This window comes from Stutzerimonas stutzeri (genome assembly GCF_024448695.1).
GTDB classification, from domain to species: Bacteria; Pseudomonadota; Gammaproteobacteria; order Pseudomonadales; family Pseudomonadaceae; genus Stutzerimonas; species Stutzerimonas stutzeri_T.
Genome location: NZ_JAMOHY010000012.1, coordinates 1 through 21,782, shown reverse-complemented (window position 1 = coordinate 21,782; position 21,782 = coordinate 1). Strand labels below are relative to the sequence as shown.

General features: G+C 59.8%; 21 protein-coding genes. 10 read left to right on the top strand and 11 right to left on the bottom strand.

Annotated features, from left to right (window positions below):
* Positions 1-12: 12 nt before the first annotated feature.
* From NAV32_RS10865 to NAV32_RS10835, 7 genes are all read right to left on the bottom strand, one after another.
* Positions 13-1,245 carry a DUF3426 domain-containing protein gene (locus NAV32_RS10865; RefSeq protein WP_256052809.1) on the bottom strand — a complete coding sequence of 411 codons (1,233 nt, stop codon included), beginning with the start codon at positions 1,243-1,245 and terminating at the stop codon, positions 13-15.
* 120 nt (positions 1,246-1,365) lie between these two features.
* Positions 1,366-2,247 carry a 50S ribosomal protein L11 methyltransferase gene (gene prmA / locus NAV32_RS10860; RefSeq protein WP_256052808.1) on the bottom strand — a complete coding sequence of 294 codons (882 nt, stop codon included), beginning with the start codon at positions 2,245-2,247 and terminating at the stop codon, positions 1,366-1,368.
* 107 nt (positions 2,248-2,354) lie between these two features.
* Positions 2,355-3,704, bottom strand: a complete 1,350-nt coding sequence (accC, locus tag NAV32_RS10855; protein WP_256052807.1) for an acetyl-CoA carboxylase biotin carboxylase subunit — start codon at positions 3,702-3,704, stop codon at positions 2,355-2,357.
* Positions 3,705-3,721: 17 nt separating this feature from the next.
* Positions 3,722-4,177 (bottom strand): acetyl-CoA carboxylase biotin carboxyl carrier protein, encoded by a 456-nt coding sequence (gene accB / locus NAV32_RS10850; protein WP_256052806.1) that lies wholly within the window; start codon positions 4,175-4,177, stop codon positions 3,722-3,724.
* Positions 4,178-4,255: 78 nt separating this feature from the next.
* The gene (gene aroQ, locus NAV32_RS10845; RefSeq protein WP_058075647.1) at positions 4,256-4,699 is read right to left on the bottom strand and encodes a type II 3-dehydroquinate dehydratase; all 444 of its coding nucleotides are present in this window, start codon (positions 4,697-4,699) and stop codon (positions 4,256-4,258) included.
* Between the two features lie 166 nt (positions 4,700-4,865).
* A complete protein-coding gene (locus NAV32_RS10840) occupies positions 4,866-6,635 on the bottom strand; it encodes a protein-disulfide reductase DsbD (RefSeq protein ID WP_256052805.1) in 1,770 nt (589 codons plus the stop codon).
* Positions 6,636-6,839: 204 nt separating this feature from the next.
* Positions 6,840-7,166, bottom strand: a complete 327-nt coding sequence (locus NAV32_RS10835) for a Rieske (2Fe-2S) protein (protein ID WP_256052804.1) — start codon at positions 7,164-7,166, stop codon at positions 6,840-6,842.
* Positions 7,167-7,289: 123 nt separating this feature from the next.
* Here NAV32_RS10835 and NAV32_RS10830 point away from each other — a divergent pair, with 123 nt between their 5' ends.
* The gene (locus NAV32_RS10830) at positions 7,290-8,174 is read left to right on the top strand and encodes a ChaN family lipoprotein (protein WP_256052803.1); all 885 of its coding nucleotides are present in this window, start codon (positions 7,290-7,292) and stop codon (positions 8,172-8,174) included.
* A 237-nt stretch (positions 8,175-8,411) separates the two neighbouring features.
* On the opposite strand, the gene NAV32_RS10825 is transcribed toward NAV32_RS10830, so the two are convergent.
* The 3 genes from NAV32_RS10825 to NAV32_RS10815 form a co-directional block, all read right to left on the bottom strand.
* Entirely contained in the window at positions 8,412-9,209 is a 798-nt protein-coding gene (locus NAV32_RS10825) for a cyclic nucleotide-binding domain-containing protein (protein WP_256052802.1), read from the bottom strand.
* Between the two features lie 107 nt (positions 9,210-9,316).
* Positions 9,317-9,589 carry a TfoX/Sxy family protein gene (locus NAV32_RS10820; RefSeq protein ID WP_256052801.1) on the bottom strand — a complete coding sequence of 91 codons (273 nt, stop codon included), beginning with the start codon at positions 9,587-9,589 and terminating at the stop codon, positions 9,317-9,319.
* A gap of 180 nt (positions 9,590-9,769) precedes the next feature.
* Positions 9,770-11,329, bottom strand: a complete 1,560-nt coding sequence (locus NAV32_RS10815; RefSeq protein ID WP_256052800.1) for an AAA family ATPase — start codon at positions 11,327-11,329, stop codon at positions 9,770-9,772.
* Between the two features lie 156 nt (positions 11,330-11,485).
* Here NAV32_RS10815 and mrcB point away from each other — a divergent pair, with 156 nt between their 5' ends.
* From mrcB to NAV32_RS10800, 3 genes are all read left to right on the top strand, one after another.
* Complete coding sequence (gene mrcB, locus NAV32_RS10810; RefSeq protein WP_256052799.1) at positions 11,486-13,798, top strand: penicillin-binding protein 1B; 2,313 nt, start codon at positions 11,486-11,488, stop codon at positions 13,796-13,798.
* A gap of 78 nt (positions 13,799-13,876) precedes the next feature.
* Positions 13,877-14,584 (top strand): tetratricopeptide repeat protein, encoded by a 708-nt coding sequence (locus NAV32_RS10805; protein ID WP_256052876.1) that lies wholly within the window; start codon positions 13,877-13,879, stop codon positions 14,582-14,584.
* 12 nt (positions 14,585-14,596) lie between these two features.
* Positions 14,597-14,929 (top strand): YqcC family protein, encoded by a 333-nt coding sequence (locus NAV32_RS10800; RefSeq protein ID WP_256052798.1) that lies wholly within the window; start codon positions 14,597-14,599, stop codon positions 14,927-14,929.
* 38 nt (positions 14,930-14,967) lie between these two features.
* On the opposite strand, the gene NAV32_RS10795 is transcribed toward NAV32_RS10800, so the two are convergent.
* On the bottom strand, positions 14,968-15,399 hold the full coding sequence (locus tag NAV32_RS10795; RefSeq protein WP_256052797.1) for a DUF4124 domain-containing protein: 432 nt from the start codon (positions 15,397-15,399) through the stop codon (positions 14,968-14,970).
* A gap of 403 nt (positions 15,400-15,802) precedes the next feature.
* Here NAV32_RS10795 and NAV32_RS10790 point away from each other — a divergent pair, with 403 nt between their 5' ends.
* The 6 genes from NAV32_RS10790 to msrQ all read left to right on the top strand — a co-directional run bounded on the left by NAV32_RS10790 (position 15,803) and on the right by msrQ (position 21,766).
* Entirely contained in the window at positions 15,803-17,527 is a 1,725-nt protein-coding gene (locus NAV32_RS10790; protein WP_256052796.1) for an acetolactate synthase 3 large subunit, read from the top strand.
* Between the two features lie 2 nt (positions 17,528-17,529).
* Complete coding sequence (gene ilvN, locus NAV32_RS10785; protein WP_037026062.1) at positions 17,530-18,021, top strand: acetolactate synthase small subunit; 492 nt, start codon at positions 17,530-17,532, stop codon at positions 18,019-18,021.
* Positions 18,022-18,067: 46 nt separating this feature from the next.
* Positions 18,068-19,084, top strand: coding sequence for a ketol-acid reductoisomerase (ilvC, locus tag NAV32_RS10780; RefSeq protein WP_256052795.1), 1,017 nt, complete (start codon positions 18,068-18,070; stop codon positions 19,082-19,084).
* A 152-nt stretch (positions 19,085-19,236) separates the two neighbouring features.
* Positions 19,237-20,070, top strand: coding sequence for a CDP-diacylglycerol--serine O-phosphatidyltransferase (gene pssA, locus NAV32_RS10775; protein WP_256052794.1), 834 nt, complete (start codon positions 19,237-19,239; stop codon positions 20,068-20,070).
* Between the two features lie 56 nt (positions 20,071-20,126).
* A complete protein-coding gene (gene msrP / locus NAV32_RS10770; RefSeq protein ID WP_256052793.1) occupies positions 20,127-21,134 on the top strand; it encodes a protein-methionine-sulfoxide reductase catalytic subunit MsrP in 1,008 nt (335 codons plus the stop codon).
* Complete coding sequence (msrQ, locus tag NAV32_RS10765) at positions 21,134-21,766, top strand: protein-methionine-sulfoxide reductase heme-binding subunit MsrQ (protein WP_256052792.1); 633 nt, start codon at positions 21,134-21,136, stop codon at positions 21,764-21,766. Before msrP ends, msrQ begins: the two co-directional genes overlap by 1 nt.
* Positions 21,767-21,782: the final 16 nt, after the last annotated feature.

The window sequence follows — 21,782 nt, the reverse complement described above, 5'->3', positions numbered from 1 at the left end:
GCGACCTGACCGCTACTCCGGCGAGCGAAAGGCCAGGCTGTAACTCACCGCCCTGGCGCCGGGGTCGAGTATGTCCAGCGCGATATGAATGGGAATCTGTGAGGGCATCTGACGCTGGCCGGCGAGTTCGCCAGAGAGGTATTCCCCGGGCTTGAAGGTGCGATTGGCCACGACCTGTCCACTGATGTCGGTGAAGCGGATCTCCAGCAGCGGGAACGGTTGGGCGAAGGCGGCGCGGTTGTAGATGATCGCGTCGACCACCAGTGCACCGGTGAAATCGGGGTGGCTGCGCACCACCAGATTGCTGCTTCTGATCTGTTCGATATCGACCCGCGATGGCAGCTCGCAGCCCAGTACCGGGCACAGCTGTTCAAGCCAGGGACGGTATTGGTTCTGACGCGCCAGTTCGTCGAAGTTGTAGATCACGTATTGCCCTGCAAGCGCCAGCAGGGCAAGCAGGTTCAGTGCGCCCCAGCCCAGCCAGTGGCCCCAGGGGCGGCGGCGAGCCTGCCAGTCGAGCTGCAAAGGTTCGTCCTCAAGCTCGAAAAACGGGGCGTCGCGATCCTTTTGTTCGTACGTGTGAGGTGGCGTTACTGACGTTGAATCCTTGGCGGGCTGTGGCGCAGGTAATTCAAGGTCTGCTTCCTCCGGTTCGGTCAAGGAAGGTTCCAGCCGTTCCGTTGGCTGGGGCGAGGTCGGGTCGGGTTGTGTAGCGGTAGCGGGGGGCGTTACGGTGTCGAGCGGCGGCTCTGCTGCTTCCCGGGCCGGCTCGTGGCTATCCTCGTGAAACGGCGCGGGCGAAACGGTTGTGACGGCGCTGGTGGGCACCTGTGTTGTTTCTGCGCCAAGAAGCCGTTCGGCCCAGGCTTCATCATCCGCTGGCGCCGTATGCTGAGACTGCTCTAACTGAAGCAGTTCGCGGGCCAGCTCCAATTCTTCGCGCTCAAGCTTCGCCAGCTCCTCGTCCAGATCGAGGCTGTCCAGATCGATGTCGTCGTGAATCCACAGGGTGTCGTCTTCGGTGCTAGAGGGCACCGGGGGCTGGAGCGGCGCACTGACGGGCGTCGGCGCTGGCGTGTCTGCAGCAATGACGCGCAGTTTATCTTCTGTGCTCAGCTGCTGGACGGCATTGAAAAGCTCCATGCAGGCGCCGCAACGCACCACGCCTCGCGCCGCAGTGAGCTGGGTGCGATTGACGCGGAAGCTGGTTCGGCAGTGCGGGCATTGGGTGACGAAACTGGTCATGCAGGGTTCCGGCGCAGCAGCGTGGCTCGCAGCGAAATGGAAACAGACGCTAGTCTAGCGCATGCACATTGCCGAACGGCAGTGGCGGTACGTGCAGGCCGTCACTGCCGTGAAGCAGATTCAGCGCCGGCGAACGCCGGTAATCCGTACCCAGCCGTCTTTTTCAGCAGTAGGGTCGAGATCGAATTGCGCCGCATAGGCTGCGCGAACCTCCTCGGCCTGCTCGGCAAGGATTCCGGACAGGGCGAGCAGGCCGCCGGGTTTGACACGCTCGCCAATCTGCTCCGCCAGTTCCACCAGCGGCCCGGCGAGGATGTTGGCGACTACGACGTCGGCTTGGCCATTCGGCAGCTGCTCGGGCAGGTATAGCGGGAAGCGTGCCGGGTCGATGCCGTTGCGTCCGGCATTGTCGCGGGAGGCTTCGATGGCCTGAATATCGATGTCGGTGCCGATAGCCTGGCCGGCGCCAAGCAACAGCGAAGCGATGGCCAGGATGCCCGAACCACAGCCGAAGTCCAGCACCTGCAAGCCCAGCAGTTGCTGGGCATCGAGCCATTCCAGGCAGAGCGCCGTGGTGGGATGGGTGCCGGTGCCGAAGGCCAGACCCGGGTCGAGCAGCAGATTCACCGCATCCGGTTCGGGAGCCGCGTGCCAGCTGGGTACGATCCACAAGCGACGGCCGAAGCGCATGGGCTGGAAGTTGTCCATCCAGCTGCGTTCCCAGTCCTGGTCTTCGATGCGTTCCAGCTGGTAGTCGGGTAGCTCACCGCCGGTCAGCAGTTGCAGGTGGGCCAGCAGGTCGTTTTCATCGACATCGGCTTCAAACAGGGCCAGCAGGTGAGTGTGCGACCATAACGGCGTGGTGCCCAGATCCGGCTCGAATATCGGTTGGTCCTCGGCATCCATGAAGGTTACCGATACGGCGCCCACGCCCAGCAGGGCGTCTTCAAGGGCGGGCGCCTGCTCTGGGGCGATGGCGAGGCGAAGTTGTAACCAGGGCATGCAAAGCTCCCGTTAAAAGCAGTTCAAGCAACAAGCCTCAAGCTGCAGGAAAAAGAAAGGGAGCGGCTATGCCGCTCCCTTTGGGTGCACATCATATCGCTTGCAGCTTAGTGCTTATCCATACCCAGTTTCTTTTCCAGGTAGTGGATGTTCACGCCACCCTTGCAGAAGCCTTCGTCACGAACCAGATCCCGGTGCAGCGGGATGTTGGTCTTGATGCCGTCGACGACGATTTCGTCCAGGGCATTGCGCATGCGCACCATGGCTTCTTCGCGCGTCGCACCGTAGGTGATCAGCTTGCCGATCAGTGAATCGTAGTTCGGCGGAACCGTGTAGCCGCTGTACAGGTGTGAATCGACGCGTACGCCGTTTCCGCCCGGAGCATGGAAATGCTTGACCTTGCCGGGGCTCGGCAGGAACTTCTCCGGGTCTTCGGCGTTGATCCGGCATTCCAGCGAGTGGCCACGGATGACCACGTCTTCCTGCTTGATCGACAGCTTGTTGCCCGCAGCAATGCTGAGCATTTCCTTGACGATGTCCACGCCTGTGACCATCTCGGTAACCGGGTGCTCGACCTGTACGCGGGTGTTCATTTCGATGAAGTAGAAGCGACCGTCTTCGTAGAGGAACTCGAAGGTGCCGGCGCCCCGGTAGCCGATCTCGACGCAGGCATCGGTGCAACGCTTGAGCACTTCGGCGCGGGCCTTTTCATCGATGAAGGGGGCTGGCGCTTCTTCCAGTACCTTCTGGTGACGGCGCTGCAGCGAGCAGTCGCGGTCGCCCAGGTGAATGGCGTTGCCCTGGCCGTCGGACAGCACCTGGATTTCCACGTGGCGTGGATTGCCGAGGAATTTCTCCAGGTAGACCATCGGGTTGCCAAACGCCGCACCAGCTTCGGTGCGGGTCAGTTTGGCCGACTTGATCAGGTCTTCTTCCTTGTGCACCACGCGCATGCCGCGACCACCGCCGCCGCCTGCTGCCTTGATGATCACTGGGTAGCCCACTTCACGGGCAATGCGCAGTGCTTCCTTTTCGTCTTCCGGCAGCGGGCCGTCGGAGCCGGGAACCACGGGCACGCCGGATTTGATCATGGCGTTCTTGGCAGACACCTTATCGCCCATCAGGCGAATGGTTTCAGCTTTCGGGCCGACGAAAGCGAAGCCGGATTTTTCCACCTGCTCGGCGAAATCGGCGTTCTCGGCGAGAAAACCATAGCCGGGGTGAATGGCGGTGGCGCCGGTAACCTCTGCCGCGGCAATGATCGCCGGAATGTGCAGATAGGAATTGGTGGCAAGGGGCGGGCCGATGCAGACGGATTCATCCGCCAGGGCCAGGTGCATCAGTTCACGGTCGGCAGTGGAATGCACCGCGACGGTCTTGATGCCCAGTTCCTTGCAGGCTCGCAATATCCGCAGGGCGATTTCACCGCGGTTTGCGATCAGTACTTTTTCCAACATCGCTGGCTCTCCGCGGTTCAAACGATGGTGAACAGCGGCTGGTCGTATTCGACCGGCTGACCATTCTCCACCAGGATGGATTCGATGGTGCCGCTGGTTTCGGCCTCGATGTGGTTCATCATCTTCATGGCTTCGACGATGCAGAGGATGTCGCCTTTCTTGACGCTCTGGCCGACATCGGCGAACGGCTTGGATTCCGGCGAGGAGGCGCGGTAGAAGGTGCCAACCATCGGCGAGCGGACGACGGTGCCGTTCAGCTTCGGTGCGACCGGAGCGGCATCAGCAACGGGTGCGGCGGCTACGGGCGCAGGTGCCGGGGCGGCGGGGGCCTGAGCGTAGAACGGCTGCTGCATGGCCACTTGCTTGCTGTGGCGGCTGATGCGCACCGACTCTTCGCCCTCGTGGATCTCCAGTTCGTCGATGCCCGACTCTTCCAGCAGTTCGATCAGTTTCTTGACTTTGCGAATATCCATGAAGCGTTGACTCCCAGGTAAGTTCAAAGGGTATTGCCGCTCGCTTGTCGAGCCCCGGCATGCTTGCGCGCAGGCCCGTCAGGAAGCAGCGAGGTGTTCCAGGGCGGCCTCCAATGCCAGCCGATAGCCGCTGGCGCCAAGGCCGCAGATCACGCCTACCGCGACATCCGAAAAGTAGGAGTGATGGCGGAATGGTTCACGCTTGTGCACGTTGGAGAGGTGCACTTCGATGAATGGGATGCTCACTGCCAGCAACGCGTCACGTAACGCGACGCTGGTATGTGTGAATGCCGCCGGATTGATCAGGATAAAGTCCACGCCTTCGCTGCGTGCAGCGTGGATGCGCTCGATCAGTTCGTACTCTGCATTGGATTGCAGGTGCAACAGATGATGGCCAGCGTCGCGAGCACGCTGTTCGAGGTCCTGGTTGATCTGTGCCAGCGTCACCGCGCCATAGACACCGGGTTCGCGTGTGCCAAGCAGATTCAGGTTGGGGCCATGAAGGACCAGAAAGGTCGCCATGAATGTTCCTTGTTTTTATGCGCGGTCGTGCCGGTAGAGGCTGGGCCGACCAGTAAGGGGAAAAACTATGCATGAAGCGGGGGTTGACTGTCCAGTCATGCTGCAATCGGCGTAAATGCCCGCATTATGGCTGGAGTTTGCTGCAGGGATTTCAGCGTATTCGCCCTCAGCGCAAGGCCTCGGCGCGGTCCAGGCGTTCGGTGAACTGCCTGGCAGTGATTTCACCGACGACGCGGATTTCGTTCATTTCCTGCCCGGCGCCATCGAAGAAGAGCACAGCGGGCGGGCCGAACAGCTTGTAGCGATCCAGCAGGGCGCGCTGTTCCGCATTGCTGTCGGTGATGTCAAAGCGAATCAGGCGATAGTCGGCCAGGCGCGGGGCGATCAGTGGGTCGGCAAATACTTCGCGCTCAATCACCTTGCAACTGATACACCAGTCGGCATACCAGTCGAGCATGAGTGGTTGTCCGGCGGCGCGCGCCGCCAAGAGTTGCGCGTCGAGAGCCGCCGGTGTCGAGAGGGTATGCCAGCCCTCCGCTTCCACGGTACTGCCTGCAGCCAGTGTGGCGCGCGGCAGTGGCCGCAGCGGGTCTGAGCCACCTTGCAGCGCACCGACCCAGGCAGCCAGGGCGTAGACCAGTAACACCAGGCCCAGCAGTTGTGCGAGCTTCTGTCGTGGTGTTTTGGAGGTGAACTCCAGGGTGCCGAGGAATAGCGCTGCGCCAGCGGCGAGTAGTCCCCACAAGGCCAGTGCCAGGGACCCCGGCAGCACGCGTTCGAGCATCCACACCGCCACGGCGAGCAGCAGAACACCGAAAACGTTGCGTACCGTGAGCATCCAGGGGCCGCTCTTGGGCAGCAGTGCGCCGCCACCGGTGGCGAACACTACCAGCGGTGCGCCCATGCCCAGGCCCAGGGCGAAGAGCTTCAGGCCGCCGCCCAGGGCATCGCCACTGGCGCTGATGTAGAGCAGTGCGCCGGCCAGCGGCGCGGATACACAAGGTGATACCAGCAGGCTGGAAACGGTACCCAGCAGCGCAGCGCCCATGAATGAGCCGCCCTTGGCATTGCCGGCCAAGCGGTCTAGGCGGCTGCTCAGAAACTGAGGCAGGCGCAGTTCGAACAGGCCAAACATGGCCAGCGCAAAAAGCACGAAGAAGAACGCAAAAGGTACCAGTATCCAGGGCGATTGCAGGCGTGCCTGCAGATTCAGTTCAGCGCCGAACACGCCCATCAGGGCACCGAGCAGGGCAAACCCTCCCGCCATCGGCAGTACATAGGCAAGCGACAGCAGGAAACTGCGCATACCGCGAGTCTGGCCGCGCAGCACCACGCCGGAAAGAATCGGCAGCATCGGCAATACGCAGGGGGTGAAAGTCAGGCCCAGTCCGGCGAGGAAGAACAGTGCGACCGAGCGCCAGGACAGGGTGTCAGTGGTGTCGCTATCGCTGCTGGTGCCGACGGCTGCTGGAGTGCCGTCTGCAGCGATGCGAAAGCTCTGGGTTTCCGGCGGGTAGCAGAGCCCCTTGTCGGCGCAGCCCTGGTAACCGACTTGCAGCGTGAAAGGCCTGTTGTCGGGGTTCTGTACCGGTAAATTGATATCGAGAACGCCGTAGTAGGCTTCGATTTCACCGAAGTACTCGTCGGTCTTTTGGACACCTTCCGGCAGCTGTGCCTCGCCAATGATCACGCTGGCGTCGTCGGCCTTGAACTGGAATCGATGCCGATAGAGGTAATAGCCTTCGGCACCGACGAAGCGCAGCTGGATCCGCTCCGGGGTGGCGTCCACCAGGCTCAGGCGGAAGGCTTCATGCACCGGCAGAAAGTCCGCGCTGTTGTTAAGGCCTCCCAGCGTGGAACTGGGGCGACTGTCGAACAGACTCGCGGTGGCGGGAAGGGCGAACAGCAGGATCAGCAGACTCAGCAAACGGCGCATGGTCATCTCGCAGGCAACAATGGGGGCATGATACCCAACGTGGTGGGTGGCCGCTTGGGCGCAAGGTCGCACTACCAGACCGCTGAATAACTATCTGCGTTGGCGATACTGCGTTAAAAACAGGCTCGAACTGCTCGTTTAGACCGCTAAACTCCGCGTCCTTGCCTGTTTTTGCCAGCTTCGCCTACGTTTTTCAACGACCTGCTACAGCTCTTCACTTTGCAACCAGATAATGCCGTCCCGTTCGCAGCAGTGCAGCGCGCGTAACGCTTGCCCTGCGCAGGGCCCGGCGACGCACTCGCCACTGTCGATCAGAAACAGCGCACCATGGGTTGCGCACTGGATCAGGCTGCCGCTGATATCGAGAAACTGGTCCGGGAGCCACTCCAGCGGGATCTGGCGGTGCGGGCAGCGGTTCTCGTAAACATGTACGACGCCATCCTTGCGCACGGCGAACAGGCGCTGGCCATTGACTTCAAAGCCTTTGCTGTGACCTTCGGCAATCAGGCTCGCTGCGCATAAACGAATCATGCAGGCTCCTTCTGGTGAGTTGCGATATTACCCGGAGCGATCTTTTCATGCTGGGTGGCCACCGATATCGTGGCTTTGAATTCACCTGTTGATCTGACCGGCTATGTCCGTCGAGGAATACTGATGCGATTTTTACTGCCCTTGATTGTGGTTCTGCTTGCTGCCTGTCAGTCGGCTCCACCGCTGCCCGTATGGCAAAGCCCCGAGGGGCTGGAACATGCCGATCTCGGAATGATCATTGACCTGCGCAGCGGTATGTCGCTCACGCCGCAACAGCTGCTGGACGAGTTGGCCGGCAGCGATCAGGTGCTGGTGGGGGAGCGCCATGACAACCCCGATCATCACGCACTGCAGCTCTGGTTACTGCAAGCCCTGGCGCAGCAACGCGAACAGGGCAGTGTTCTGCTGGAGATGCTCAACCCGGATCAGCAGCAGAAGGTCGCTCAGGTTCAGGGCCTGATAAATCAGGCAGAGCCTCCTGCCGACCTGCCTGCAGCGCTGGGCTGGCAGCAGGGCTGGGACTGGGCGCTCTATGCGCCGCTGGTGGAATATGGGCTGGCACAGCCTTATCCGCTGTTACACGCGAATCTGGACCGGACCGAGATATCCAGTATCTATCGTGACGTGCCGACAGTGACCGGTGCGCCGTCTGCGCCGCCTGTTCAGGCCGCATTGCTGGAGCAGATTCGCGCATCGCATTGCCAGATGCTTCCCGAAACGCAGTTGCCGGCGATGCTCGCCGTGCAGCAACAGCGTGACAAGCGTATGGCGCAGCAGCTGGCTGCCGCGCCAAAGCCTGCGGTGCTACTGGCGGGCACCTTTCATGTTCGGCGTGATTTAGGGGTGCCGCTTTATCTGCAGGAGCAGGCAAGCGTGCACGACCTGCGCGTACTGATACTTGCTGAAGTAGGAGAGGCGGTGCGTGCCGAACAGGCTGACTTCGTCTGGTTCACGCCGTCACAGCCGCAGCAGGACCACTGTGCGAAGTGGCGTGACAAGGCAGAATAATCTGCGTGGATAAAAAAAGACCCGGCAAGAGCCGGGTCAAAACCGTGATTAGCTTGATGAGGAGATAACCTGAAAGATCGACTGCCTGGACCCTCCAACTTACCGGCTGACCTTGCGATCAGTTGCGTTAATAGTAACAATTCTCATTTCGGTGTCAACGGGCATCTCTAAAATAAATCCGACATTTTTAAGCTGGCCCTGGAGCCCGCTGCATGCCGAGATACCGCGCGTAAATGCTCAGGCAGTGATAGGCAGTCGCAGCTGAGTAACTTCCTTGTTCAGCAGGTCGATGCGTCGGGCCATGCTTTCGATCAGGCTATGGGCGATCTTCGGATTGCTTTGCATCAGACTGAGAAACTGATCCTTGGGGATCACCATGACCGTACAGGGGGTTGTGGCCATGACGGTGGCGCTGCGCTTTTCGCGGGTGAACACGGCCATCGCCCCGAATATTTCATCCCGCTGTACGTCGCCAACCTTCTGTCCGTCGACAATCGCGTCGGCATGGCCTTCGATGATGATGAAGACATGCTCTGCATCATCCCCCTGGAGAATCAGCTTCTGGCCTGCGGCGAAGTGCTGGAAGCCCGTCGTCGGCTGAATCTCCGGCTGCTTCAGGCGCGCCAGTGCGTCAGAGAGCAGCGCCGTCTGGCCAATAAGGTACTGGGTAAAGAGTTCCTGACGCTGCTGGTCAGCATGGATATGGCGAAATACGGCACTGCGTGAATAAGGAATCAGGCGAATCGATTCATCGCTGCGGTAGCGGCAGTCGGGAAGCTCTATACCCTGGCGCAGGCCGAGAAGGTCGCCTTCCTGCAGATAAAACAAGGGTCTTTCATCGACCAGCGCATGCAGCAGCCCGCTTTCGATGATAAACAGCTGCTGACCGGGCAGTTCTCCGTTCAGGTCCTCGGAGCTGCCGATCTCGATAGTCGCACCGGATGGCGTCAGGCCTTCCAGCAGCTGGGCTGGGATTTCCTGCAGGCGATTGATCAGGCGGTCGGCGTAGGCTGGCTGTTCTCCGAGTAGATACATGACGGTAATCCTTGAACAAACGAGCTTACAAATAGTTGGGCGTTGCGCGCGCCAACAATAAGCGCCGCGCCGGCGAGGAGTAAATCGCGTCACGTGCAGGTTGTGAGCTAGCTCTTGTTGGTGTGTCTGGAAGGGTCCAGGTGCCGGTTCAGTTCATCCTTGACCGATGCAGGCAGCGCCTTCCAGTCGCTATCGCGCAGGGCGCCCTCGACGGCGTAGAGCAGTACGCGAGAGGCGCTGAAGCCGCGAGACTTGACCGCCTGGTAGGCACCGACCGCACCGAGGCGGCGCAGGTCTTCCAGAGTATGGATGCCGGATGCGTGCAGCCATTGTGCGGAAGTCTTGCCGAGGTTTTTAAGGGTCAGCAATTCGTCGTGCATGGCGTCCTTATCGGCCAGGGTGGCCGGTGAGGAAGTGGGGCGGCTTGCGCCGCCGTTCAGCGCTGCCCACAGCCCGCTTTTGCGCAGGCAGACCTGCACAAGTATAGAGGCAGCGCCGGCTTCTGCCCGCGCCTACAGGTTGCGTTTGTTGCCTCAGTAGCTGGCGCTCTGCGACGACTGTCAGAGCCCCGGCAGCCGCTGACGAATGGCTGCCAGTAGATTGTCCAGGCTAGCGGCATCGGGCGTGTCCAGACGTCGGCTGAGCAGCTGCTCGCTTTCACTCAGGGGTTCGCGCGAGGCCTGCTGTGCCTTGACCACCTCCATGGTTGCGTCGGACGGATCGCTGCCTTCGACCTGCCGCTGCGCAAGCCACTGCTCGATAACCGCATCGGGAGCTTCGCAATCGATGATGAGAAACGGTACGCCAGTGGCTTCTGCGACTTGCCAGGCGGCCTGGCGTTGCTGCTGCTTGAGGTAGGTTGCGTCGATCACGACCGAGAACCCTGCGTGCAGTGCGGCTTCGGCCAGGGTGTGCAGTCGTTGGTAGGTGGCCTCGCCGGCTTCGGCACTGTAGATGCCGGTACCCAGTTCTTCGGACTGTTCCTGTTGCTCGCCATGCAGGCGCTTGCGTTCAACATCAGAGCGCAATCTCAGCATCCCCAACGCCTCGACCAGGCGCAGGGCTACATGGCTTTTGCCGGATGCCGAAACCCCATGGGTGATGGCCAGGAAGCGTGAAGGAATCGCGCTGTAGCTTTCCGCCAGGTTGGCGTAGCTGCGGTACTGGCGGACGATGACCTTGCGCTCGACTGCATCCTGCTCCTGGTACAGCCTGAACAGGTTGACCTTGGCCCGCACCAGGGCGCGGTAGGCCTTGTACAGGTTGATCAGCTCCAGTGCGGCGTAATCGCCGGTGCGCTCCAGCCAGTCATTGAGGAAGCGCCGTGCCTGGCACTTCAGGCCGCGATCTTCCAGATCCATTGCCAGGAAGGCGGCGTCGGAAGCGATATCGATCAGGCGGAAGGGTTCGTTGAATTCGATACAGTCGAACAACACCACCTGGTCGTTGATCAGGGCAGCGTTGCCCAGATGCAGGTCGCCGTGGCATTCGCGGATAAAACCTTGTTGACTGCGCTGCTCCAGCAAAGGATAGAGGCGCTCGATGCTGGTTTCTGTCCAGTCGATCAATGCATCCAGCTGTTGCAGGTCGGCCTGTTCGGTTAGCAGGGGACGGATCTGCTCGAAGTTCTGTCGCATGGGCGCGACGATCGCCTCGGCACTGTTCAGCGGGTGGCCTTCGGGTACCTGAGGAATGCCCTGGTGGAAATGGGCGATCTGCTCGGCAAGGGCGTCGATATGGGCGTCGGCCAGCTCGCCGCGCGCCTGCACTTCTGCCAGGAGCTGGGTCTGCGGGAATTCGTGCATTTGCAGCAGGTATTCGATGGGTTCGCCGTCACCGCCTAGAACCGGAGCTTCAACACTGCCGGTAATGGGCAGCACCTGCACATACAGGTCGGGCGCCATGCGCTGGTTCAGATTCAGTTCCTGCTCGCAGAAATGCTTGCGCGAGGCCAGTTCGGTAAAGTCGAGAAAGCCGAAATCCACCGGCTTTTTCATCTTGTAGGCATAGGTGCCGGTCAGGATGACCCAGGAAATATGTGTTTCGATGACCCGGAAGCCGTCGACCGGATGGGAGTAGAGGGCCGGATTTTGCAATGCGGCAATCAGTGCTTGGCTCACGGTCATTCCTTGTAGGTATGTTGTACGAACATGTGAGGGATATCGGAACGAAGCTCACACCGTTTGAAAACGCACCATTATGTCCATCCGGGAGTGACCTGCAAACCGCCAGGAGGCCGCATTCCCGGATGATCAAAGTGCGTATAATCCGCCGCCATGACTAAAGCACGCTCCCCACGTTCCCGTTCAAGGCGCCGATCCGGCGGTTTCCGGCCCTGGCTTGGCTGGGCTGTAAAGCTGTTTCTCGTGGCGCTGGTGATACTCGCCGGCGTGGCCATTTATCTGGATGCGGTGGTTCAGGAAAAGTTTTCCGGCAAGCGCTGGACGATCCCGGCAACCGTGTTTGCACGCCCGCTGGAGTTGTTCGTCGGGCAGAAGCTCGACAAGGATGACTTCCTGACGGAGCTCGATGCGCTGGGGTACCGCCGTGAGCGTGCGGTTGATGGGCCTGGCGTGGTTTCGGTTGCCGGCAACACCATTGAGATGCACACACGCGGATTCCATTTTTATGAGGGTATCGAGGAGTCTCAGCGTATCCGGGTGCGCTTCTCTGGTGATTTCGTCGCGAGCCTGACTCGCGGCAACAATGTCGAACTGCCGGTGGCGCGACTCGAACCCCTGGTGATTGGCGGGCTCTATCCGGCGCATAACGAAGATCGCATCCTGATCAAGCTGGAGCAGGCGCCGCCTTATCTGCTGGAAACCCTGGTCGCGGTCGAGGATCGGGAGTTCTTCGATCACTTCGGCGTTTCGCCCAAGTCCATCGCCCGTGCCGCCTGGGTCAACCTGAGCGCCGGCGGGGTGCGTCAGGGCGGCAGTACCCTGACCCAGCAGCTGGTCAAGAACTTCTATCTGACCAACGAGCGCAGCCTCAGCCGTAAGGCCACCGAGGCGATGATGGCGATCCTGCTGGAGCTGCATTACGACAAGCGGGAGATTCTCGAGGCGTACCTCAACGAGGTTTTTCTGGGACAGGATGGCCGGCGGGCGATCCATGGTTTTGGCCTGGCCAGTCAGTATTTCTTCGGTCGCCCACTGGTCGAATTGCAGGTGCAACACGTCGCTCTGCTGGTCGGTATGGTCAAGGGGCCGACTTATTACAACCCCCGGCGAAATCCGGAGCGCGCGCTGGAGCGGCGTAATCTGATTCTTGACATGCTGGTCGAGCAGCAGGTGATTGACTCCGAGACGGCGGCTGCGGCCAAGCAGAAACCGCTGGGTGTGACGCCGCGTGGCAGTCTGGCTGACAGCTCCTACCCGGCGTTTCTCGATCTGGTCAAACGTCAGCTGCGTGAAGAGTATCGTGACGAGGATCTGACTGAAGAAGGTTTGCGCATATTCACCAGTTTCGATCCGATTCTGCAGGCTAAAGCCGAAAAGGCCATGACCGAGACGCTCAAGCGCCTCGGTAAAGCAGCCGAAGGTGTCGAAGGCGCGATGCTGGTGACCAATCCGGAAACCGGAGAGCTGCAGGCGATGCTGGGTGGTCGTCAGCCAGGATTTGCCGGCTTCAATCGGGCGCTGGATGCCTCGAGGCCCATTGGATCGCTGATCAAGCCGGCAATCTACCTGGCAGCCCTGGAGAAACCCAGCCAGTACACCTTGACCAGCCTGCTGGAAGATGAGCCATTTTCGGTCAAGGGTGCGGATGGCCAGGTCTGGAGGCCGCAGAACTACGGGCGCAACGCTCACGGTGCAGTTTATCTCTACCAGGCGCTGGCCAGTTCCTACAATCTCTCCACGGCCAGGCTGGGGCTGGACCTGGGTGTGCCGCATGTCTTGAAGACACTTGAACGGCTAGGGGCTTCACCGCAGTGGCCGGCTTATCCTTCAATGCTGTTGGGGGCGGGCGGGTTGCGTCTTATCGAAGTGGCGGACATGTATCAGACGCTCGCCAATGGGGGTTTCAATACGCCGTTGCGGGGCATTCGGAGTGTTGTCGCGGCTGATGGCGAGCCGCTGAGTCGCTATCCGTTCAAGATTCAGCAGCGTTTCGATGCGGGTGCGATTTATCTGACTCAGTACGCCATGCAGCGCGCCATGCTTGAAGGCACAGGGCGCTCTGTCTACAACCAGCTCCCCAGATCGTTGGCGCTCGCGGGCAAGACCGGTACCACCAATGATTCGCGTGACAGCTGGTTCGCGGGCTTCAGTCAGGACTTGCTGGCAGTGGTCTGGCTGGGCCGCGACGACAATGGCAAGACTTCACTGACAGGCGCCACGGGTGCATTGCAGGTCTGGGCCGACTTCATGCGCCGCGCGGACCCGCTGCCGCTGCAGATGCCGATGCCGGATAATGTCGTAATGGCCTGGATTGATGCACAGACCGGGCAGGGTACGGCTGAGAATTGTCCTGGTGCGGTACAGATGCCCTATATTCGTGGCAGTGAGCCCGCGGCAGGGCCAGGCTGCGGTATCCAGGCGCCTGCCGAATCGGTAATGGACTGGGTTCGCGGCTGGTTGCGTTGAAACTCCCGGATGCATGAAACAACACTGTTGGCTGCATGAAACGATTATGAGGTTTGAATGTTGAGCAACAAGCGATGGATGGTTGTTCTGGTGGCTGCAGCGCTGACGCAGGGCTGTGCAACGGTCAATCGGGGCGCGATACCTGTGGTTGATTCCGGTGCGCCGGTATCCGAGGAGGTGGCGGCGCGGCAGGCCTACCGCTCTAGCGGCACGCCTGTGTCTCAGCAGGGTGTGCAGCCGGGTTCCGGGGATGCGGGAGTAATGGTCATGGTGCCGCAGCAGAATTCTGCCCCCCTGCAGACCTTTCCTGCACCTGATGCGACGTTCAGTGGCTCGGTCGACCCGGCACCTGGAGCGTCCGAACCCTGGACGCCTCCTGCGCCAGCGCCTCAGGCTCCGGTGCAGGGTCAGCCAATGCCCAGTGGCATTCCCTCGGGCGGGGGGCTTTCTGCCGATGAGCGGCTCGATGGCCCGGTGCTGGCGCTGCTGACCACGGCTCAGCAGCAGCAGGGCGGTGGAGACCTCAATGGCGCCGCGTCCAGCCTCGAGCGCGCCCAGCGCATTGCGCCACGGGAGCCGCAAGTACTTTACCGTCTGGCCGAGGTGCGTCTTGCCCAGGGTGATGCAGTACAGGCGGAGCAGCTTGCGCGGCGCGGGCTGAGCTATGCTGGCGATCGTCCGGCGTTACAGGCGAGTCTATGGGAGCTGATTGCGCAGGCGCGCGAGCGTCAGGGCAATGCCGCGGGGGCTGCGCAGGCTCGCGAGCGCGCCAGGGTTTCGCTGTAATGGGGCGCGGTGATGGATAGTCGCGTTCCAGAGCTGGCTGAACAGCTTTTGCTGATTGAGCGCGAACTGCGTGTACTGGGGGTGTGGGAGGCCTTGTCACCCGATCCGCAGGCCCTTGCCAGTCGCGAGCCGTTCTGTGTGGATACGTTGTCGTTCGAACAGTGGTTGCAGTGGGTTTTCCTGCCGCGCATGAAGGCAATCCTGGAAAGCGGTGCGGCGTTGCCAGCCGTTTCCGGCATTCTGGCGATGGCGGAGATGGTCTACCGTGATGCTCCGCAGTCTGTTGCCGGCCTGCTTGAGGCACTGAAACGCTTTGATCTGCTGATCAGTCACGGTGAGCATTGAACCTCGCCAGCTAACCGTCTGGTGAGTGGTGATCGCGCTCAGTCGCAGGTGTCGGCAATCTTCTGCCTGGCTTCGGCAATGCGCGCCTGGCGTTCTTCTTCGTTCAGGCGTCGCACCTCTCCATCCTCTTCCACGCGTACCCGGGGATTGTTCTGCAATTGCGCCAGATTCGTGCGCAGTGACGTGCAGTATTGCTGGCGCTGGGCTTCCTGCGCGACCACCTGTTTTTTGACCTGGCGCTCGATATCGCGCTGCTCGGTTTCGTCAGTTGCTTGCGCTTCGGCAGGTTCTGCAGATGCAGTTTTGGGGGGCGGCGCAGCGGTATTGAGCGTTTCCACTGCCTGGCCTTGAGGCGGTTGCGCGCCAAAATGCGTGACGCCCTGTGCGTCCACCCATTTGTAAATCTGGCCGGCCATCACGCTGCCGCTCAATGCGAGCAGCAGACCGCCCGCGAGAATAGTCGAACGCATGCTTATCCCTTCTGTGGATGCAGTACCAGGTCGGTACTATACGCAAAACCTCCGGCCCCTCATTCTGCGCTGGATCACAGCTGAAAACAGTCGGAAGGCATCAGCAGGCTTGACTTGGCAGGGTCTAATCCGAACAATTCCATGCTTGCTGTTCCGACGACGCTGAACAAGCGGTTTTCGGTCATCCATAAAGGTGCATACCCGCGCCGACTTGCTGCACCCGCAACGCGTTACCTCGCGCTGGGAGGAGCGCCCCGCAATACTATGGGGTTTTCCTGGTACTTGCTTAGTCAGTAGCTGACGTAGTCGGCGACCACCGTCGCTCATGCGCTGCTGAGCAGTAAAACCTATTTCTGGCCGGTCCGGCGCGGAGCGGCTATCTGGCGTTTTAGAGGTGAACAACGTGGAATTATTATCCGGCGCTGAAATGCTCGTCCGCTTTTTGCGCGACGAAGGCGTTAAGTACATCTATGGGTACCCGGGTGGTGCCGTTCTGCATATCTACGATGCGCTTTTCAAGGAAAAGTCCATCGAGCACATTCTGGTTCGTCATGAGCAGGCCGCCACCCACATGGCCGATGGCTATGCACGGGCAACCGGCAAGGCCGGCGTGGTGTTGGTGACCTCCGGTCCTGGTGCGACCAATGCCATCACCGGCATTGCTACCGCTTTCATGGACTCGATCCCGATGGTGGTCATTTCCGGTCAGGTTCCGAGCAACATGGTCGGCACCGATGCCTTCCAGGAAACCGACATGATCGGTATCTCCCGGCCCATCGTGAAGCACAGCTTCATGATCAAGCATCCTTCGGAAATCCCCGAGGTGATGAAGAAGGCGTTCTACCTCGCCGAGTCCGGGCGTCCTGGTCCGGTGGTCGTTGATATCCCGAAGGATATGACCAACCCGGCCGAGAAATTCGAATACGTCTACCCCAAGAAGGCCAAGCTGCGGTCCTACGGACCTGCGCTGCGCGGTCACTCCGGGCAGATTCGCAAGGCGGCGGAGTTGTTGCTGGCGGCCAAGCGGCCCATTATCTACGCCGGTGGCGGCGTGATTCTGGGTGGGGCTTCCGCACAGCTGACCGAGCTGGCGAAGATGCTCAATCTGCCCGTGACTAACACCCTGATGGGCTTGGGTTGCTATCCGGGTAGCGATCGCCAGTTCGTCGGCATGCTCGGCATGCACGGCAGCTACACCGCCAACCTGGCCATGCACCATGCCGATGTGATTCTGGCGGTCGGTGCGCGCTTTGATGATCGCGTGATCAATGGTGCGGCGAAGTTCTGCCCGAACGCCAAGATTATCCACATCGACATTGATCCGGCATCCATCTCCAAGACGATCAAGGCCGACATTCCGATCGTCGGCCCAGTGGGCAGCGTGTTGACCGAGATGGTCGCCATCGTCAAGGAAATCGGCCAGGCGCCGAACGCCGAGACGGTCGCCAGCTGGTGGAAGCAGATCGATGAGTGGCGCGGCAACCGTGGCCTGTTCCCTTACGATAAAGGCGACGGCAGCATCATCAAGCCGCAGGCCGCCATCGAAATGCTCTGCGAAGTGACCAGGGGCGAGGCTTATGTAGCGTCGGACGTTGGCCAGCACCAGATGTTCGCTTGCCAGTACTACAAGTTCGACAAGCCCAACCGTTGGCTCAACTCGGGCGGCCTCGGCACCATGGGCTTCGGCCTGCCGGCAGCCATGGGCGTGAAGCTGAACTTTCCCGAAGCCGATGTCGCCTGCGTTACCGGCGAGGGCAGTATCCAGATGAATATCCAGGAACTGTCTACCTGCCTGCAGTACGATCTGCCGGTGAAGATCATCAACCTCAACAACGGTGCGTTGGGCATGGTCCGCCAGTGGCAGGACATGGTGTACAACAGCCGCTACTCGCACTCCTACATGGAGTCGCTGCCTGACTTCGTCAGGCTGGCTGAAGCCTACGGGCACGTCGGCATGCGCATCACCGATCTGAAGGATCTCAAACCGAAAATGGAAGAGGCCTTTGCCATGAAGGATCGGCTGGTATTCCTTGATATCGCTGTCGATACCAGTGAGCACGTCTACCCGATGCAGATCAAAGACGGTGCCATGCGCGACATGTGGCTCAGCAAGACGGAGCGGACCTGATCATGAGACACATCATTTCCCTGTTGATGGAAAACGAACCAGGCGCGCTGTCCCGTGTAGTTGGGCTGTTCTCGCAGCGCAACTACAATATCGAGAGCCTAACGGTTGCGCCGACCGAGGACCCGACGCTGTCGCGCCTGACCCTGACGACTGTCGGGCACGAGGAGGTGATCGAGCAGATCACCAAAAACCTCAACAAGCTGATCGAGGTGGTCAAGCTTGTGGATCTGTCTGAAAGCGCGCACATCGAACGCGAACTGATGCTGATCAAGGTGAAGGCTACTGGCGCACAGCGTGCCGAGGTCAAGCGCACCACCGACATCTTCCGTGGACAGATCGTCGACGTCACCACCAACGTCTACACCATCCAGCTGGCCGGCACGACCGACAAGTTGGACAGTTTCATCCAGGCCGTCGGTACCGCATCGATCCTGGAAGTCGTGCGCAGCGGTGTCACCGGGATTTCCCGTGGCGACAAAGTGCTGAGCATCTAACACGTTTTATCGAATGGCCCGAACGGCCAGTAACTGGGGTAATTCAATGAAAGTTTTCTACGACAAAGATTGTGATCTTTCCATCATTCAGGGCAAGAAGGTCGCAATCATCGGCTACGGCTCCCAGGGTCACGCGCATGCGTGCAACCTGAAGGATTCGGGTGTGGACGTTACCGTTGGTCTGCGTGCGGGTTCGCCATCGGTCGCCAAAGCTGAAGCTCATGGCCTGAAGGTCGACAATGTCGCCGCTGCCGTTGCTGCCGCCGATGTGGTGATGATCCTGACCCCGGACGAATTCCAGGGTCGTCTGTATCAGGATGAAATCGAGCCGAACCTGAAAAAGGGTGCCACCCTGGCCTTCGCCCACGGTTTCTCGATCCACTACAACCAGGTCGTACCACGTGCTGATCTGGACGTGATCATGATCGCGCCGAAGGCTCCGGGTCACACCGTGCGCTCCGAGTTCGTCAAGGGCGGTGGTATTCCTGACCTGATCGCCATCTATCAGGATGCTTCCGGCAACGCCAAGAATGTTGCTCTGTCCTACGCTTCGGGTGTGGGCGGCGGTCGTACCGGTATCATCGAAACCACCTTCAAGGACGAGACCGAAACCGACTTGTTCGGCGAGCAGGCTGTTCTGTGCGGCGGTTGCGTCGAGCTGGTCAAGGCCGGCTTCGAAACGTTGGTCGAAGCTGGCTACGCGCCGGAAATGGCCTACTTCGAGTGCCTGCACGAGCTGAAGTTGATCGTCGATCTGATGTTCGAAGGCGGCATCGCCAACATGAACTACTCGATCTCCAACAACGCCGAGTACGGCGAGTACGTGACCGGCCCTGAGGTGATCAACGCCGAGTCCCGCGCCGCCATGCGTAATGCCCTGAAGCGCATTCAGGACGGCGAGTACGCGAAGATGTTCATCAGCGAAGGTGCTACCAACTACCCGTCGATGACTGCCTATCGTCGTAACAACGCTGCCCATGGCATCGAAGTGGTCGGCGAGAAGCTGCGCGCGATGATGCCTTGGATCGCTGCAAACAAGATCGTCGACAAGACCAAGAACTGATAGCGGTTCTGCTTGAAAAGGAACGCGGCCCAGGCCGCGTTCTTTCGTTGGGCCAGGCTTCAATCTGGTATAAAAACGGTGATGGTCTCAGGATGAACCGCCTGTGCCAGGGTCGGTCGAAATTATTCAAACCTGCAGTAAGGTGAATTTACATGAGTGAGCATCCGGAAGAGCCGAACAAGTCAGTCGAGCCGGAAAGTCTGCTGCCTATCGACGAGCATGTCGAAGAAATCCAGGATTCCGAAGGCCATAAAGTTCGCCATCGCGGTATTTACCTGCTCCCCAATCTGTTCACTACCGCCAATCTGTTTGCCGGATTCTTTTGCATCATTACTGCAATAAACGGCAATTTCTATGTTGCTGCGGCAACCGTTTTCGTAGCGATGGTGCTCGATGGTCTCGATGGGCGCGTGGCTCGCCTGACCAATACCCAGAGTGCCTTCGGTGCTGAATATGACTCACTTTCCGATATGGTGGCGTTCGGTTTGGCGCCAGCGATTCTGGCCTATGAATGGGCATTGTCCGAGTTGGGTAATGTCGGACTGGCCGTGGCGTTCATCTATGTCGCTTGCGCTGCGCTGCGTCTGGCCCGCTTCAATACCCAGATAGGTAAGGTCGACAAACGCTGGTTTATAGGTCTTGCCAGTCCAGCGGCGGCAGGTGTGGTAGCTGGTTCGGTATGGGCTGTGTGGGCGCTGGATGAGGCGGGGGTAAAGGGTGTGGATCTCCCTTTGGCGCTAGTCATGCTCTTTGCGCTATTGGTGGCCGCGGCTGGCCTGTTGATGGTCAGCAACATCAAGTACTACAGTTTCAAAGACCTCGACCTTAAGGGGCGGGTGCCCTTCGTAGCCATTCTTGTCGTGGTACTGGTCTTTGCAGTTGTCTTCAGTGATCCGCCGCGAGTGCTACTGTTGATCTTCCTGGCTTATGCAGCCTCCGGTCCGGTGCAGTTTCTGATGCGTCGTAACAAGCGTGTCGACAACTGAGGTATCTCCCGATCCACTGTCCGGTATAAGCCCAGTCCCTAGGCAGCGGAGTTCACATGCTGATCAAGATTCCCAACGCTGGCGATTGCCGTGAACATCAGGTAACTCCCGAAGAGGTATATCTGGAGCGGCGTCGGATCTTGAAAGGGCTGGCCGCTTCAGCGACGCTTGCAGCTTTCCCCCGCTTTTCTTGGGCCGAAGCAGGGCGATATGCAGAGGTTCCTGTTGCGGAGGCACCGGCTTGGTTCGATGACAAGCTGCTGCACGCACGCTGGCAAAATTTGCCAGACGACGAGAGCCTAACGCCCTACCGCGATGCCTCGCATTACAATAACTTCTACGAGTTCGGTCCGGACAAGGGGGATCCGGCACGGCATGCGGCACGCATGGTTACCGAGCCCTGGACCGTCACGGTCGATGGGGAGGTCGAGCATCCAGGACAGTACTCAATAGAGGATCTGTTCGTGCCGAGTCAGCTCGAAGAGCGCATCTATCGTCTGCGTTGCGTTGAAGCTTGGTCAATGGTTATTCCGTGGTTGGGTATTCCTCTGGCCGAGCTGATACAGCGGCTAACACCAACCTCTGCGGCGAAATATGTACGTTTCGAAACCTTGGCTCGCCCAGAGCAGATGCCGGGAATGCGCGCCGGCTTTTCACTCATCGACTGGCCCTATGTCGAAGGGCTCAGAATGGACGAGGCAATGCATCCGCTCACGTTATTGGCGGTCGGGATGTACGGGCGTGTGCTCCCCAACCAAAATGGTGCACCACTTCGCTTGGTGGTTCCCTGGAAGTACGGGTTCAAAAGTATCAAGTCCATCGTGCGCATTAGTTTCGTGCGTGAGCAGCCGCAAACCACTTGGCAGAAGATGGCGCCTGAAGAGTATGGTTTCTACGCCAACGTCAATCCGCAGGTCTCCCATCCTCGCTGGTCTCAAGCCCGGGAGCGGCGACTGCCCGGAAGTCTCTTCAGTCCGAACATTCGCGAAACCCTACTGTTCAATGGTTATGCAGATCAGGTTTCGCATCTGTATGCCGGAATGGATCTAAGTCGGGAGTACTGATGCGCCATTTCTGGTGGCGGCTGATGATATTCCTTGTCGCCGCTAGCGTGCCTTTCTATTGGTTGTATCTGGCGGCTACCGCCGCGCTAGGGCCGGACCCAGGCAAAGTGCTGGTCGATAACCTGGGGCAGGGGGCTCTGGTTTTCCTGCTGTGTTCGTTAATGATGACGCCGTTGCAACGGTTGAGCGGTTGGGCAGGCTGGATTTCATGTCGTCGACAGCTGGGCTTGTGGGCGTTTGCCTATGCGGTGCTTCACTTGTCTGCTTATCTTTATTTTCTGCTGGGCTTCGATTTCGGCAGCTTCGGCACCGAGTTGGTTGAGCGGCCTTATATAGCCCTAGGTGCGCTGGCTCTTTTGGGGCTTCTGGCGCTTGCGGCAACTTCGACCCGCTGGAGCATGCGTAAGTTAGGCAAGCGCTGGAAACAGCTGCACCGTCTTGTGTATCCGGTGTTGCTAATCGTTCTGCTACACATGCTCTGGGTGGTACGTGCTGACGCAGGGCGTTGGGCGCTTTATGCGTCTATCGCGGTCGTATTGCTGTTGGTGCGACTGCCGGCGCTATCTCATCGTTTGTCTGGTTTCCAGGCCAGGAAGAAAAAATCGTCTAGGCTGAATAAAAATACCGGTTGACGTGAGAATTGGGCTG